The following is a 14,751-nucleotide window of genomic DNA, read 5'->3' as shown; positions in this document are numbered from 1 at the left end:
GGGTTTATTGTGCCGCCGCAGGCCAGCGGCGGGGCCGTCCCCACCAGGCGGCCAGGCCGAACATCAACATCGGCAACAGCCATTGCAGCCAGGCGAACGCAGCGGTCAACGCGCGCTGCCCGCCGGAGGCCAAGGTGACCGCCTCGGTAGTGACCGTCTGAAACCGCCCGGCCCCGACATACAAGGTCGGCAGGTACTGCGCCACGCTCACCGCAAAGCCGACCGCCAGCGCCGCTGCCAGCGCGCTGCGCAAAAGCGGCCATTTCACCTGCCACAAGAATGCTGCCCGGCTGCGCCCGAGGGCTGTACTCACCTGCTGGAAGCGTGGATCTACACCTCCGTAAGGGCCTTGCAGCGCAATCAGCACATACGGCAAGGTACTCAAGGTGTGCGCCAGCCAGAGGCCGGCAGCTTGCCCATCAAGCCCCCAGGCCAGGCTGAGGCGGTGCAGACCCACCACCCAGAGCACTGCGGGCAGCACCAAAGGCAGCATCCAGACCGGGCGCATCCGCCGCTGCCAGTCAAGTGGAGCCCACTCCAACCAAGCCACCACCAAGGCCAGTGCGGTGGCCGCACTTAGCAGTCCCAAACCCAGGGTGATCCATACCGTGCGGCTGCTGCGCAGTACGCCCTCCCAGGCATGGAGGGTCCAGACCTCCGGCAAAAGGGCCGGAAAAGGCCAGGGCCCCGAGACGCTGCCCGCTGCGAGGGCGGCCAGCACCGCTGCATAAACGCCCAAGAGCGCTACCAAAGGGGCGCTTACGGCATCGGGCTTACGTAATGTGATGGCGTGCTGCGCAAGCGTGACGCCGCGCACCTGACGCTGGCGCCACAGGGGCCAGGCTCTCCAAGCCACCAGCGCGCCGGCGCACCCCAGCAGCACTGCCGCCAGCAGCCAGGCGGCGCTTGCGCCCTGGGCATTGATATCAGGGTCCGCATCTTGCAGCCATTGCCAGGCGAGCACCGAGAGGGTGGGGGGCGCTGTCGGCCCGATCACCAGCGCCATATCGACCACCGTCAGGCTGTAAGCCAGCACTGCCAGCAGGGGGGCTGTGAGGTGGCGCACCAGCTGCGGCCAGCCGATGCGCCACCAGGCCTGCGCATCGCTGTAACCCCAAGTAGCCGCCAAGCGCAAGGACTGGCGCAACTGCGCTTGCACACCCGGCTGCTGCACATAGGCCAACGCGGCCCAGAGTAAAAAAGGCACTTCTTTCAACACCAGCACCGCGATCAGGCCCAGGCCCCAGGGGTCTTGGGTCGTGGCCCAGGCGGGCGGAGACTCCAGCCCGCTGGGCCAGGGCGATATGAGCCGCAACAACCACCCGCCCGGTGCGAGCAGGGCCACCATGCCAATCGCAAACGCCGCATGGGGTACCGAGAGTAAGGGCGACATCCACCGCGTCCATTTATCCAGTCCCTGTGCGGTGCTGTTGGCTGCCAACCAGCGCGCCAGAATGCACGCAGTGATGCCGGTTGCCAGCAGGGTGGCACTCAAGCCGGTCCATATCGTCATGCCCAAGGCGGGCCAGGTTTGTGGGTGCTGCAACAGGGCGGCCCACGCCGGCGCTTGCATGCCAAAAGGCACGGTGCTGCCTACCGCCCACAGCAAGGGGCCGGCCACGAGTAACAGCAGTGCAAGAGGAACAAAGAGGCGCAAAAGGCGTGCGACGGGCATGGCTGCATCCTAATCAAAGCCTTGGTGGCTGGCGGAGGCCGCACGCGAAAAAAAGCCCGGCTTGCTGGTGCAAACCGGGCTCGGGGGGCAAGGCAGGCCGGTGTGGCCCGCCTTGCAGGGTTTAGCTGGCTTGTTGAATACCAGCCAACACCCATCCGCCATTGCCTTGGCGGGACTTGGTGAGGTGCCAAATTTCGTCGAATGTTTCGTCGTCGGAACCTGCGCCGTAGCGGATAAAGCCGGTGAACTTGACGCTCACCACATAGCGCTGCGCTTCTTCTGCCACTTCGAGCACGGTGGTGTCGATGCGAACCACTTCACCGGGCTGGGCAGATGCTTCGCGTTCGGCAAAGTCGAGCTTGATTTCTGCAAACATCTCTGGCGTGGTGAACTCACGGATGTCGTCCAGGTTGCCTGCGTCATAAGCCGCTTGCAAACGGATGAAGTTCACTTTCGCGTTGCGCTCAAAGCCGGCACGGTCAAAGTCAGCGGGGATGGCAGACGTTGCAGCGGGCTGGCCGCCAATGTCAGCACCGATCAGCGAGCCGGAGGACGAACCGCCCATGCCGGATGCTGCTGGTGTCGCCATTTTGTAGGCCTGTTGGGGCATTACTGCACCGCCTTGGCCTGCAGAGGCGCCAGCCGGCATCAAGCCGCCTGCACCTGCCGCGCCACCTTGGCGAGCCATGGCCCGCTTACGCAGGAAGAAGCCCACCACTGCCATGATGGCGAATGCGATCAAGGCCATGGTCATCATGGAGGCGAGCTCATCACCGAAACCGAAGTGCGATGCCAGCGCGGCGATACCCAAGCCCGCTGCGATACCTGCGACTGGCCCCATCCAAGAGGGCTTGGAAGCTGCGGCAGCACCTGCGCCTGCGGCCGGTGCCGCGTTTTGGGCGGTAGGGGCTGATGGCGCTTTGTCCTGGGTGGCTTGACGCTGGGTGCCCATGGACTTGCCGCCGCCCAATCGCTTGGCCGCTTCGGCGTCCATGGAAACGCTGGCAATGCCCATCGTGAACACTACCGCGAGAACGGAAAGAAGTCTTTTCATGTCGATCTCCTGAAAAAATGAATGACAGGCGGAGATTACGTGCGAAAAGACCAATTAAAAACCAGTGTATTTAAGAATAACGTTCCGTAAAAAACTGAAGGTTCAGGCGATGCCATCCAGCACCCGCTGCACCAAGGGGTGCTGGACTTTCTTTTCGGTGCCCACCGCAAAGAAATGTTCGGTCACGCCTTCGCAGGGAGCCAATCGTTCGACGCCATAGTTGGCAAGCAAGTCTTGCTCAGCCCATTCGGCTGCCGGAAAAATGCCCATGCCGCTGGCCCCGAAGGTATTGAGCAGCGCACTGTCCTCAAACTCGCCCACGATGCGCGGGCGAACGCCCTGTTGCTCAAACCAGTGGTCCAGGCGGGCCCGCACGGCGGTGTGGGCTGTGGGTAGCAGCACCGGGGTGCTGGCAAGGCACTGGGGGAAGTGGCTCGCTGCACCGTCCACCAATGCGGGGGTGCCGTACCACGCCATGGGCGACTGCCCCATGGCGTGGCTATAAAGCTTGATGTTGGGGTTGGCCGGAGCTGGGCGGTCTGAGAACACCACATCGAGCCGGTGCAAGGCCAAGTCCCCCAACAACTCGTCAAGCTCGCCTTCGTGGCAAATCAAGCGCAGGGTCGGCTCGCTGATGACCGGTTGCAACAGGCGGCGCGCTACCAGCTTGGGCAAGCCGTCTGATATGCCCACAGCCAGCCGCATAGACGGGGCGCTGGCTGATTCGCGCACCCGCTCGGGCAGGTTCTCACCGATCTGGAATATCTGGTCGGCCAGTTGCAAAGCGGTCTGTCCCGCATCTGTGAGCACCAAGCCGCGGCCGGCGGGTTTGAGCAGGGCATAACCCAGCGAGCGCTCCAGTTCGCGGACCTGCGCGCTCACGGTTTGTACTGCCATGTCGAGCTTGTCGGCCGCCCGTGACATGCCGCCCTCCTTGGCCACCACCCAAAAGTAGTACAGGTGCTTGTAGTTAAAGCTCGTGCTCATATTCTGTATTTACAGGAATGTAGATCAGAAATTATCTGCTTTTTGCAGAATGTTCTCGTGCTTAAGGTGGAGGCTCATTCACAGCAAGGAGTTTTTTGTGCAAGTCATTTTTGAATCGCGACATGCAACTGGCAGCACTTTGCGCCAAGAGGCCCTGGAGCGGGTGCGGTTTGTCTTGCGCAGGCTAGGTGCCACGGTGCCGCGGACCAAAGTCATGTTCACCGACATCAATGGCCCTAAGGGCGGCGTAGACAAGCATTGCTTGTTGGAGGTGAAAACCGAGAAGTCGGGGGTGCTGGTGATTTCTTCGCTGGCGAGCGATTGGCGCACCGCACTGGATGACGGTTTGGAGCGCCTGGTGCGCGCCCTGACGCGAACTATGGACCGCCAGAGAAAGCCTGCCCGCACACGACTGGCCAAACCAATCCGCGAAGCGAATTGATGGGCGAAGATTTTTTAACACGGGTATGGATCGGCTGGGTCCTGTCGCAGCCCGAAACCTCGAATTTTTGAAGCAAAGAGTTCCCTATGAAATGCCCCCATTGCCCCAGCAGCACCCTGGTGATGACCGAGCGGCAAGGCGTCGAGATTGACTATTGCCCGACCTGTCGTGGCATCTGGCTGGATCGCGGCGAACTCGACAAGCTGCTGGACAAAGCCTCCGGCTCCGCCCCAGTGCAGACCATGCCGGCGGAACGCCCTCCGTCGGCGCCGCGGCATCGCGATTTTGAAGACTCTGACTTTCACGAGCACAAGCGCTACCCGCAGAGCCGCAAGAAATCGTGGTTGCACGAGATCTTTGACTAGCGCCTTGGCCCCCTGAGCGGTTTCAGCCCTCCGGCATGCGGTAGACCAATACCTTGAGGGCCCGCTCTGGCGCAATATCGGCAAATGCAGCCGGGTTGGCCAGGCGTTGCACAAATTCCAAGGTGGGGGCTTGCTCCCGCACATGGTTTTTCAGGAAGTCGGTGTCCAGCTCCGGTGCGTTCAGGCACACCAAGGCATGACCGCCGGGCGCCAACAACTCGGGCAGGCGGCGCACAAGCCGCCCATAGTCTTTGGTGGCCACAAAGCTGCCTTTCTGGTAGCTGGGCGGGTCCAGCACGACGAGGTCATAAGGGCCGCTGCGAGTGATCTTGCCCCAGGTTTTGAAGATGTCATGCCCCAAAAAGCTGACCCCACTCTCTATGCCATTGAGCCTGTGGTTGTGTTGGCCGGTTGCGAGTGCGCCCTGGCTCATGTCCACATTCACCACATGCCGGGCACCGGCCTGCAAGGCCACCACCGAAAACGAGCAGGTATAGGCAAACAGGTTGAGCACCCGGAAGGCAAAAGTTTTCGGGTGGCGGGCCACATAGTCGCGCACCCAGCGCCGGCCCTCTGCCATGTCCAGAAACAGGCCGTGGTTCTGGCCCTTTAACAACTGCACTTTGTAGCGGCTGCCCGCTTCGGTGACCACATGGGGCTCAGGCACTGCGCCGGCCATTAAGCGGGTGTCGGCGTGGCCGTCAGCACGGCATTGAAATACCCAATTCAGAGGCTGCCCGTCGCCGATCTGGGCCCAGCGCGCTGTCAATGCATCGCCCAGCGCCGCGAGCTCAGCCTCACTCGCAACCGCAAAGCTGGTGGCGACTAGCACCGGTGGGTACCAGTCCAGCGACCAGGATTCGCTGCCGGGGAACAGGCCGCCCCGGCCATGAAACAGGCGGCAGGCATCGGAGGGGAGTTCCATCGTGGCGATGGTAGAGAGCAGAGCTTGCAAGGGGCGTTTATTCAGTAGAGGATGCGGGGAGTGTATGCAGTGTGTGGCTTATAAAAATCACTATCGGTGCTATTGGGCAATCCAATTGGCAAGGTTGATAGGTAAAAACTAAACTGCAAACCAGATCGATTTCACCACCCTCACAGGAGACTTGCATGACTACAGAAGCCAAATGCCCTTTCCCCCACGCAGCGCGCAGCACCAATGCCCGCGCAGCCGCGCCGTCGAATGCTGATTGGTGGCCCAACCAGCTCAAGTTGGGCATCCTGCACCAGCATGCCCCGGCCTCCAATCCGATGGGCGAAGATTTCAACTACGCCGAAGAATTCAAAACGCTCGATCTCGACGCCGTGGTGCAAGACCTGACCGCGCTGATGACCGACTCGCAAGACTGGTGGCCCGCCGATTGGGGCCACTACGGTGGCCTGATGGTGCGCATGGCCTGGCACTCGGCCGGCACCTACCGCACGGCGGACGGCCGTGGCGGCGCCGGCTCCGGCAGCCAACGCTTCGCCCCGCTCAACAGCTGGCCCGACAACGGCAACCTCGACAAAGCCCGCCGCCTGCTGTGGCCCATTAAGCAAAAATACGGCCGCAAGCTCTCTTGGGCGGATTTGATGATTCTTGCCGGCAACGTGGCACTCGAATCCATGGGCTTCAAGACCTTTGGTTTCGCCGGTGGCCGTGAAGACATTTGGGAACCCGAGCAAGACATTTACTGGGGTGCCGAAAAAGCGTGGCTCGCCACCAGCGACAAAGAAAACAGCCGCTACAGCGGTGACCGCAAGCTCGAGAGCCCGCTGGCCGCTGTGCAAATGGGCCTGATTTACGTGAACCCCGAAGGTCCGGACGGCAAGCCCGACCCCGTGGCCAGCGGCCGCGATGTGCGCGAAACCTTTGCCCGCATGGCCATGAACGACGAAGAAACCGTAGCCCTGGTAGCCGGCGGCCACACCTTCGGCAAAGCGCACGGCGCTGGCGACCCCACCCTGGTGGGCCCCGAGCCGGAAGCGGCTGGCATTGAAGAGCAGGGCTTCGGCTGGATCAACAAGTTGGGCAGCGGCAAAGGTGTGGATACCACCACCAGCGGCATTGAAGGCGCCTGGAAGCCCAACCCCACGACTTGGGACAACGGCTACTTTGACATGCTGTTCGGCTACGAGTGGGCTCTGACCAAGAGCCCCGCAGGCGCGCACCAGTGGGTCGCCCAGAACGTGAAGCCGGAACACATGATTCCGGATGCGCACGATGCATCCAAGAAGCACCCGCCCATGATGACCACGGCCGACATGTCGCTGCGCATGGACCCGGCGTACGAGAAAATCTCGCGCCGCTTCCACCAGAACCCCGCCGAGTTTGCCGACGCGTTTGCCCGCGCCTGGTTCAAGCTCACCCACCGCGACATGGGCCCCCGTGTTCGCTACTTGGGCAAGTTGGTGCCCTCCGAGGTGCTGAGCTGGCAGGACCTTATCCCCGGCGTGGACCATGCCTTGGTGGATGCTGCCGATGTGGCTGCCCTCAAAGCCCAAGTGCTGGCTTCTGGCCTGAGCATTTCTGAGCTGGTGAGCACTGCATGGGCGTCTGCCTCCACCTTCCGCGGCAGCGACAAGCGCGGCGGTGCCAATGGTGCACGCATCCGCTTGGCCCCGGCCAAAGACTGGGCGGCCAACCAGCCTGCGCAGCTGGCCAAGGTGCTGGCCAAGTTAGAGGCGATTCAGCAAGCCTTCAACGCCGCGCAAACCGATGGCAAGAAGATCTCTCTGGCGGATTTGATCGTGTTGGCCGGTGGCGCTGCAGTGGAAGCTGCCGCTCAAAAGGCGGGCCAAGCTGTCACCGTGCCTTTTGCCCCCGGCCGCATGGATGCCTCGCAAGAGCAAACCGATGTGGAGTCCTACCAGGTGTTGGAGCCGGTGGCTGATGGCTTCCGCAACTACGCACACCAAGGCCTCGAAGGCGTGGCCGCCGAGTTGCTGCTCGACAAGGCGCAGTTGCTGACCCTGAGCGCACCCGAAATGACAGTGCTGGTCGGTGGCCTGCGTGCCCTGAATGCCAACGTGGGCCGAGCGCAGCACGGTGTGTTCACCACCCGTCCTGAAACCTTGAGCAATGACTTCTTTGTGAACCTGCTCGACATGCGCACCAAGTGGAGCAAGGCAGCAGAGGCGGGCGTGCTCGAAGGTCGTGACCGCAGCACCGGTGCCCTGAAGTGGACCGGCACTGTGGTGGACCTGGTGTTCGGCTCCAACTCGCAACTGCGTGCGTTGGCCGAGGTGTATGCCACCAATGACGCGCAAGCCATGTTTGTGCGTGACTTTGTGGCCGCATGGACCAAGGTGATGAACCTGGACCGCTTCGACCTCGTGTGAGCTAACGGTTGGTGATTGCCGCTGCCCCCGGGTGGCGGCTTACAGCCCCGCTGTGCTGCCGGTGTACCGGTGATGCAGCGGGGTTTTTTGCTTCAGTCCGCGGTAGGCACCCGCAGGTCGTCCAGGTAGTCGGCGGCGATGTTGATGCTGCATTCCACCCCGATGGAGGCCACATGTTTTTTAAGCCACTCTTTGGCAGAGGCGCGGCCCAAGTCCCGCAGGGTGTGAATGAGCTTGGCGTCGGTGTCGGACTTGGTGGAGGCCGGGTAGCCCTCCAGAATGCTGCCGCCATCGATGCGGTGCATCAGCACATTCTTGTAGCGCGCAGGGTCCAGCTTGCCCTCGGCCAGCAGGCGCTTCACAAAGTCGATGGCGCGCATCTCGGCAATCAGCGCTGAGTTGAAGGTAATTTCGTTGAGTCGGTCCAGAATGCCGGCCGCCGTGGTGGGCAGCTTGTGGCGTTCGATGGGGTTGATCTGCACCAGCATCACGTCCGGGCTTGTGCATTCGTAAATCAGCGGGTGAATGGCGGGGTTGCCGGCGTAGCCACCATCCCAGTAGTGCTCGCCTTCAATCTCCACTGCTTGGAACACCGTGGGCAGGCAGGCGGAGGCCATCACTGCATCGGCCGTTAGCCGCTTGCCCGAAAAAATCTCGGCCTTGCCGGTGCGCACCTTGGTCGCAACTACAAACACTTTGAGTGCTTGGTAGGCAGCCAGGCGCTCAAAGTCCATTTGGCGTTCCAAAAAGTCGCGCAGCGGGTTGATGTCCAGCGGGTTGCTTTGGTAGGGCGATACCGCTTGCGTCCAGAAGCTGGTGACCGCGTCAGAAAGGATCTGGCTGGGAGATGCCGAGCCGGTGAGGGCCGAGAGCCCGCCGAACAGCAAGTCAAACGGCACCTTGTGGGCGCCTGCCAGCGAGCTGCTGAGCGCGCCCATGCTGACCACACCTTCCCAAAAATCTGCCAACGACTGTTGGGCGCTGTCTCTGGCCACCTTGCGCGATTTACCCTCGGCCTGCGCAAAGCCGTGGGCCAGCGCCACCGCATTCATGGCGCCGGCACTGGTGCCGCTGATGCCCTCAAAGTCCAGCCGGCCGTCTTCGAGCAGGGCGTCCAGCACCCCCCAAGTGAATGCCCCGTGCGAGCCCCCGCCCTGCAGGGCGAGGTTGACCATGGGGCGCGTGGCGGTGAGGGTTTTGGGGTCGGTCATGCCCCGAGCTTAGGGCAAGGCGGCATTCAGGCAGCTGACGGCTCGCCCAAGACCCCATCCCTGAAATCGCTTAGTGCCTGATAAATCTCTTGTTGAGAGTTCATCACGAAGGGCCCGTATTGCACGATGGGCTCCTTCAACGGCTTGCCGGCAATCAACAGGAACTTGGTGTCTGCGCTGGCGGTGATGGTTACTCCATCGCTAGCCACATCGTTGCGGAAAATGGCCATGCGCTGGGCGGGCACCGCCTTGTCGCCCACCTGCACGTCACCGCGGTACACATAAATGAACGCGTTGTGTGTGGCGGGTAGCGGTTGGCTGAAGGTGCTGCCGGCAGGCATGTGCACATCCAGGTACAGCGGTTGGGTTTTCTCGCGCTGCACAGCACCTTCGGTGCCATGGCTTTCGCCTGCAATCACGGTCAGTTGCACGCCTTGGTCGGTAGTGACTTTGGGCAAGTCGGTCGCCTGGATGTCACGGTACCAGGGGGCGCCCATCTTTTCGCTGCTGTGCAGGTTCAGCCAGAGCTGAAAGCCCTCCATGCGGCCTTCGGTTTGCTGCGGGATTTCGGAGTGGATCACGCCGCGCGCCGCAGTCATCCACTGCACGCCACCGTCTGTGACGAGGCCTTCGTGGCCCGCGCTGTCGCGGTGGCGCATGCGGCCGTTCAGCATGTACGACACAGTCTCAAACCCGCGGTGCGGATGCTCGGGGAAGCCGGCAATATAGTCATCCGGGTTGTCGCTGCCGAAGGCATCCAGCATCAAAAAGGGGTCCAAGCGGTGTTGCAGGTTCTGGGTCAGTACCCGGGTGAGCTTGACGCCTGCGCCGTCCGAGGTGGCTTGCCCTGCCACCAGGCGCTCAATGGTGCGTGATTGTTGAACTGTCATGGTGATCTCCTTGAGGTTGAACAGACAGACAGGCCGCAAAGGCGGCCCGTGGTTGAAGGGCTGTGTGCGGCGTGCCGCGCCGAGCTGTACCGGGTCTTATTCGCGGCGAGCGTCGAGGCTCCAGCCACCGGCGCCGTTAGCAGCCAAGGCCAACAAGCCACCGACCACTGCCACATTCTTGAAGAACAGCAGTTGCACCATGAAGGCCTGGTCAGCCGGCACAGCCCAGAAAGCGTGGAAGAAGAAGCTGGCCACCAGCGTGAACAGGGCCAACACCAGTGCAGCGATGCGGGTGCCGAAGCCGGCGATCAGCGCCACGCTGCCGACGATTTCAACCAACAGTGCCAGCACAGCGCCGACGGCGGGCAGTGGCAAACCGACGGAAGCGATGTAACCCACGGTGCCTTCAAAGCCGGTGAGCTTGCTGATGCCAGCTGGCAAAAACAGGGCAGCCAACAGCACGCGGCCTGCGAGGTTGAGTGCGTTTTGGGCGGTAGTGGTGGTGTTGCTAGAGGACATGGTGATTTCCTTTCAAGGGGGAAGTTGTTTGCGATGGGTGAACTGTATTCCTCATCAATCAGCCTGAAAATCCCTTGAAATGGATATGATTGTTGTCACCATGGAACAATCAAGCGCACTCCAGACTGCCGCCATCGACCCTAACGACCTGCTCATCTTTGCCCGCGTGGCGGAGCTGGGCAGTTTCAGCCGTGCGGCCGACAAGGTGGGGCTGCCCAAGTCCAGCGTGTCGCGCCGGCTCGCAGCCCTCGAGCAGCGCTTGGGCGAGCGCCTGCTGCTGCGCACCACCCGCCGCCAAACACTGACCGAGTTCGGCCAGCAACTGCTCGAGCACGCTAAGCAGGTGGTGCTGGAGGTAGAGGCTGTAGCCGCCCTGAGCGAGCGCCGCCAGGCCACGCCCACCGGGCGGCTGCGGGTGTCCATGCCGGCAGACATTGCCCACTTGCTCTTGGCCGACATGCTGGGTGCGTTTGTGGCCATGTACCCCGGCATCTCGCTGGAGCTGGACCTATCGGCCCGCCGGGTAGACCTGCTGGGTGAAGGTTTTGACGTGGCGGTGCGCATCGGCGCCTTGCCGGACGACAGCCTGCTGGCTGCGCGGCGCCTGAGCCTCATGTCCACCGGGTTGTATGCCTCGCCCCAATACCTGGCCGAACACGGCACACCGCAGACACCGCAAGACCTGCTGCAGCACCAGGCGGTGCGCTTGCTGGGCGGCAACGGGGAGCCCCTGCCCTGGCGCTTGGTGAATGGCGAGCAGGCATGGACTGCGCTACCCCCCGGCCGCTTTGCGGCCAACGCGCCGGACCTGCTGTTGCGCCTGGTGCTGGCCGGCACCGGCATAGGCGCAGTGCCCGATGTATTCACCCAAGCCGATCTGCGCCGCCACGCGCTGGTGCGGGTGTTGCCCGAGTGGTGTTTTCCGCAAATGCCTGTCTCAGCCGTCTTCCCCGGTCGCAAGCTCATGCCACCCAAGACGCGGGTGTTTATTGAGATGCTGCAGGCGGCACTGGGGGATGCGTGAGGTGGGGCGGTTTTTGAATGAAATCGGCAGAAAGCTCAGGTGTAGGCTGTGCGGGTAGCTATGAAAATCGTAGCAGTTTGAGCCGGCGCTTCGGTTTGCGCGGCAAATTCTTACTAAGCAACAGTCAATCACTTTAGGCGTGATGGCTTTTGCTTGTAGCGGAAGAACCTTTACGTATGCTCGATCGATTCACCCAAACTCAAAAGTTGCTGCTCGAACACCTCAGCGGAACTCATCAAGTCAATCGTCATAAATCTCATGCAATGGCCTTGCACGCTCATATAAGCATTAAGGGTTTCGCCGCACTGGGGATGTAACAAAATCCCTTCGCTGCGCCAACCCCGCATTAAGGTTGCATCTTCCTGTGTGCGCAAGTACGCGTAGAGCTGATAAAGGTACCCACTGCGCAGTACCTGTTCTTTGAACTGCGTTGAGGTAAAGATGTTGGTGAACTTGGTGTCAATCACCAACTTGTGCTTCCGGGCATGGTGCAGTAGTTCTATATCCGTCTGCATACCCGGCAAGTGAGCATCAAGTCCTTCTGATATCGCTTGCACAGGCCACCTAAGCTTGCGGCCGCGCAAGACCTGCCAACCAACGGGCTGGAGCTGGATACGTAATGCATTGGCGACTGCTTTTTCAAACAAACGGCGTACCAAATGCACATCAGCATCCGCCAAAACCGCATTTGTTTGGCCATTTTCCTCAGTGGGGATAAAAGCCTCAAACACCATCTTGGCTAGGCTCAACATCAACAAGTCGGTAGTCTCATTGCGGTTGACTTGGTCTGTTGCTAACTGGGAGCGAGAAGGCCTTTGGCTACCAACCCCCATGCTTGCCATTAGGTGAGATAGCGCTTTGCATTCATGTACCAACTCAGGCAGTTCAAGCCTGATCGCTAGATTTTCTAGTGCAGCACGGACCAACTGGTTACGCGGGGTGTCCAGCGTATGTTCTTCAAATTTGCAAGCTACACGCCCTTGTTCCAGCAACTGTCCGGATGCAGTTGCCAATACATCTATGCGACCACGCACACGCGACAGCACGGCATGCCTCGGTTGATAACCTCTGCTTAGGTTGCTGCGCAATCGCTGCCGCACTACCTGAGTAAGGAGTCGCGCTAGCAGTTCTGGCAGATTTCTGGCCGATTCAGCTTCTACCTGAGTGCTGTCTTTAAATTGCACCAAATCGGCCGCATACAGAAAAAGCAGCCAAATATTGCGCAGAGGTATGGGTGTGGCCATTCCCACGTGCCTCTATCCAAGCTTGAGTAATTGAGCGATGGCTTCATCCGCACGCTGTGGCGTATCAAACCAGTATTCGTGCAGTAAGGAGCTAATTTCTGATCTCACTATGTCTGAAAACCATTTTTGCGAATCGTGCACGTGTTCATGCGGGGTTACATAAGAATGGCCGATTTGGAACTGTGGCCCTAACGCGCGGTCAGCTGCGATTTCTTCATTCAAACTTTGCATGCGGGACTGAATGTGGTCAATTGCTGTTGCATTCAACCCCTTGCTCCCACACCACTGCTGCCAAGCTTCATTTAAATTCGGCACCAAGTTCACAAACGCAAAACGCCGACGTAGAGCCAAATCAACCAGTGCTAGCGAGCGGTCAGCCACATTCATAGTCCCAATTACATACAGGTTCTCGGGCACATACACCTTCTCGCCACGTGCCTTGGAATACGCCAGTTCAATTGCATCGGCGCGGGAACGCTTGCTGCTCTCTAGCAGAGTCAACATCTCACCGAGCACCTGCGCGGGGTTCCCACGGTTGATTTCTTCAATCACTAAAACATGCTCCATGTCGGGCTGGGCAATGGCTGCCTGTACCACCTGCAGGAACACACCATCTGTGAGAGTCAATCGTCCATCCCCGCCGGGGCGGTAGCCACGGACAAAGTCTTCATACGAGAGCGCAGGGTGAAATTGCACGACGCGTAACTGCTCATCAGGCACCGTCTTAAGGCCAATCAAAGCTTTGGCCAGCCGCTTTGCCAGCCAGGTTTTGCCTGTACCTGGCGGGCCTTGCAAAATCAGGTTTTTCTTGGCGCGCCATAGCCCCAAAATGCTGTGCAGTGCGGCTTCTTGCATGAAGCACCCTTCCGTCACGATGTCACCTATGTCATACACAGCAGCCACGGAGGTTTGCTCTTCTTCATCTAACAAGTCTTCGCTGCTTTCAGAGTTTTCTTGTGACAGTGCATCCGCATCGGGACTTACAAATCGATCGCGCCAATAGGGGTACGACATGAAAAAGTCGTAGTCTTGCGCTGCTCCGTCAAAAACAAACGCCACCAATTTACAGGCTAGCCCTTCATCCTCTACGCGGGCGCGGCTTACCGTCGTCCGGTAGGTGTAAAAATACCACTCTCGGGGTTGTTCCACGGGTACTTGCCAGGCCACATCCACAGTCCTGCCATCGCCGTGATTGCGCGTGATAACGCCCGTAGCCTTAATTTTCATGCCACTGATTCGCACACCTTTGTTATCAAATGGGAGGTTGTGCTTGCGCACAAAACTGGATTTGATCGCGATGCGGTCACCTGGCTTCATGCCGCGTACGAGGTCGGAAAACTTGTGCTCATGGCCGTTTTGCCAAATCCCTTCGCTTAGGAAACGGGACATCTGATCGTTGTTATCCCATGCTGCGCCGACAAACCAGTACTGCGCGGTTTCAGGCTCAACGTCCTCAGGTACGCTGACGTCTTCCTCATGACCTTTGAGCTTTGTAGCTACGCTTTTAAACATGGCAACAGCATGTTCAAGCGATAGCTCTTTAGCTTTAACGCCGTCCTCTGATAGCGCCCAGATACCATGCTTCGGGGCATACATCCAGCCCGCTTTGGTCATGTAAAACCGCGCCCATGCTGCACGGTTCTCAAAAGTGGGACCACCGTTTTTGTTCTTGTGGGCTATGTCCTCCGCAGTAAGCCCTTCGTGCTCTGCAATAAAGGCATATACCTGCTTGGGCACTGCTTGCCCCCCAAAGTGCTGCATTGCTCGGTGTACAGCTGGGAAGTAGCTCACAAACTGCGGCACACCATCAATCTTGTCGTGGAATAAGGACATAGAGGGCCCTCCCTTGGAGTTATTACTATGGTTCAAGAGTATATTTTTCAAAGCTCGCTAGGGCGAAACCCAGATCGCTTCTATTTCGGACGTCGGCCGTGGCGCAGCCGATGTGCAAGGGACCTCGACAGTTATTGGTAAATCTGCAACAGGAATAAGAGGCGCCCTGAATGTGCCGATGTGCAC

At 60.1% G+C, this 14,751-nt stretch carries 13 protein-coding genes; 4 read left to right on the top strand and 9 right to left on the bottom strand.

Annotated features, from left to right (window positions below; translation table 11 throughout):
- Nucleotides 1–4 precede the first annotated feature (4 nt).
- From RAE19_RS05585 to RAE19_RS05575, 3 genes are all read right to left on the bottom strand, one after another.
- Nucleotides 5–1,675 (bottom strand): ABC transporter permease, encoded by a 1,671-nt coding sequence (locus RAE19_RS05585; RefSeq protein ID WP_313873984.1) that lies wholly within the window; start codon nucleotides 1,673–1,675, stop codon nucleotides 5–7.
- A 121-nt stretch (nucleotides 1,676–1,796) separates the two neighbouring features.
- The gene (locus RAE19_RS05580) at nucleotides 1,797–2,729 is read right to left on the bottom strand and encodes a Tim44 domain-containing protein (protein WP_313873983.1); all 933 of its coding nucleotides are present in this window, start codon (nucleotides 2,727–2,729) and stop codon (nucleotides 1,797–1,799) included.
- Nucleotides 2,730–2,831: 102 nt separating this feature from the next.
- Nucleotides 2,832–3,716, bottom strand: a complete 885-nt coding sequence (locus RAE19_RS05575) for a LysR family transcriptional regulator (RefSeq protein WP_313873982.1) — start codon at nucleotides 3,714–3,716, stop codon at nucleotides 2,832–2,834.
- Nucleotides 3,717–3,813: 97 nt separating this feature from the next.
- Here RAE19_RS05575 and RAE19_RS05570 point away from each other — a divergent pair, with 97 nt between their 5' ends.
- Together RAE19_RS05570 and RAE19_RS05565 are read left to right on the top strand one after the other, a co-directional pair.
- Nucleotides 3,814–4,158: an HPF/RaiA family ribosome-associated protein gene (locus RAE19_RS05570; RefSeq protein ID WP_313873981.1), complete on the top strand. Its 345-nt coding sequence runs from the start codon at nucleotides 3,814–3,816 to the stop codon at nucleotides 4,156–4,158.
- A gap of 86 nt (nucleotides 4,159–4,244) precedes the next feature.
- A complete protein-coding gene (locus RAE19_RS05565) occupies nucleotides 4,245–4,523 on the top strand; it encodes a zf-TFIIB domain-containing protein (protein ID WP_313873980.1) in 279 nt (92 codons plus the stop codon).
- 22 nt (nucleotides 4,524–4,545) lie between these two features.
- Here RAE19_RS05565 and RAE19_RS05560 read toward each other — a convergent pair whose 3' ends face one another.
- Nucleotides 4,546–5,478: a class I SAM-dependent methyltransferase gene (locus RAE19_RS05560; RefSeq protein ID WP_313873979.1), complete on the bottom strand. Its 933-nt coding sequence runs from the start codon at nucleotides 5,476–5,478 to the stop codon at nucleotides 4,546–4,548.
- A 155-nt stretch (nucleotides 5,479–5,633) separates the two neighbouring features.
- On the opposite strand from RAE19_RS05560, the gene katG reads away from it, so the two are divergent.
- Nucleotides 5,634–7,844, top strand: coding sequence for a catalase/peroxidase HPI (gene katG / locus RAE19_RS05555; protein WP_313873978.1), 2,211 nt, complete (start codon nucleotides 5,634–5,636; stop codon nucleotides 7,842–7,844).
- A 92-nt stretch (nucleotides 7,845–7,936) separates the two neighbouring features.
- On the opposite strand, the gene RAE19_RS05550 is transcribed toward katG, so the two are convergent.
- The 3 genes from RAE19_RS05550 to RAE19_RS05540 form a co-directional block, all read right to left on the bottom strand.
- The gene (locus tag RAE19_RS05550) at nucleotides 7,937–9,055 is read right to left on the bottom strand and encodes a patatin-like phospholipase family protein (protein WP_313873977.1); all 1,119 of its coding nucleotides are present in this window, start codon (nucleotides 9,053–9,055) and stop codon (nucleotides 7,937–7,939) included.
- Between the two features lie 26 nt (nucleotides 9,056–9,081).
- A complete protein-coding gene (locus tag RAE19_RS05545) occupies nucleotides 9,082–9,945 on the bottom strand; it encodes a pirin family protein (protein WP_313873976.1) in 864 nt (287 codons plus the stop codon).
- A 96-nt stretch (nucleotides 9,946–10,041) separates the two neighbouring features.
- Nucleotides 10,042–10,464: a DoxX family protein gene (locus RAE19_RS05540; protein ID WP_313873975.1), complete on the bottom strand. Its 423-nt coding sequence runs from the start codon at nucleotides 10,462–10,464 to the stop codon at nucleotides 10,042–10,044.
- Between the two features lie 79 nt (nucleotides 10,465–10,543).
- Between RAE19_RS05540 and RAE19_RS05535 the strand changes: the two genes are divergently transcribed.
- Complete coding sequence (locus tag RAE19_RS05535; RefSeq protein WP_313873974.1) at nucleotides 10,544–11,488, top strand: LysR family transcriptional regulator; 945 nt, start codon at nucleotides 10,544–10,546, stop codon at nucleotides 11,486–11,488.
- A 170-nt stretch (nucleotides 11,489–11,658) separates the two neighbouring features.
- Here the strand turns inward: RAE19_RS05535 and RAE19_RS05530 are convergent, their stop codons facing one another.
- Nucleotides 11,659–12,732 carry a 5-methylcytosine restriction system specificity protein McrC gene (locus RAE19_RS05530; RefSeq protein ID WP_313873973.1) on the bottom strand — a complete coding sequence of 358 codons (1,074 nt, stop codon included), beginning with the start codon at nucleotides 12,730–12,732 and terminating at the stop codon, nucleotides 11,659–11,661.
- Between the two features lie 12 nt (nucleotides 12,733–12,744).
- Nucleotides 12,745–14,565 carry an AAA family ATPase gene (locus RAE19_RS05525; RefSeq protein ID WP_313873972.1) on the bottom strand — a complete coding sequence of 607 codons (1,821 nt, stop codon included), beginning with the start codon at nucleotides 14,563–14,565 and terminating at the stop codon, nucleotides 12,745–12,747.
- Between the last annotated feature and the right edge of the window lie 186 nt (nucleotides 14,566–14,751).

It is taken from the genome of Rhodoferax potami (genome assembly GCF_032193805.1).
Taxonomy (GTDB): Bacteria; Pseudomonadota; Gammaproteobacteria; order Burkholderiales; family Burkholderiaceae_C; genus Allorhodoferax; species Allorhodoferax potami_A.
Note: the sequence above shows the minus strand (reverse complement) of the source record. Positions and strands in the feature narration are given on the sequence as shown.

Coding starts and splice junctions, on each gene's coding strand:
- RAE19_RS05585 (WP_313873984.1), bottom strand. CDS start 1,675: ATGCCCGTCGCACGCCTTTTGCGCCTCTTTGTTCCTCTTGCACTGCTG.
- RAE19_RS05580 (WP_313873983.1), bottom strand. CDS start 2,729: ATGAAAAGACTTCTTTCCGTTCTCGCGGTAGTGTTCACGATGGGCATT.
- RAE19_RS05575 (WP_313873982.1), bottom strand. CDS start 3,716: ATGAGCACGAGCTTTAACTACAAGCACCTGTACTACTTTTGGGTGGTG.
- RAE19_RS05565 (WP_313873980.1), top strand. CDS start 4,245: ATGAAATGCCCCCATTGCCCCAGCAGCACCCTGGTGATGACCGAGCGG.
- katG (WP_313873978.1), top strand. CDS start 5,634: ATGACTACAGAAGCCAAATGCCCTTTCCCCCACGCAGCGCGCAGCACC.
- RAE19_RS05550 (WP_313873977.1), bottom strand. CDS start 9,055: ATGACCGACCCCAAAACCCTCACCGCCACGCGCCCCATGGTCAACCTC.
- RAE19_RS05545 (WP_313873976.1), bottom strand. CDS start 9,945: ATGACAGTTCAACAATCACGCACCATTGAGCGCCTGGTGGCAGGGCAA.
- RAE19_RS05540 (WP_313873975.1), bottom strand. CDS start 10,464: ATGTCCTCTAGCAACACCACCACTACCGCCCAAAACGCACTCAACCTC.
- RAE19_RS05535 (WP_313873974.1), top strand. CDS start 10,544: ATGGATATGATTGTTGTCACCATGGAACAATCAAGCGCACTCCAGACT.
- RAE19_RS05530 (WP_313873973.1), bottom strand. CDS start 12,732: ATGGCCACACCCATACCTCTGCGCAATATTTGGCTGCTTTTTCTGTAT.
- RAE19_RS05525 (WP_313873972.1), bottom strand. CDS start 14,565: ATGTCCTTATTCCACGACAAGATTGATGGTGTGCCGCAGTTTGTGAGC.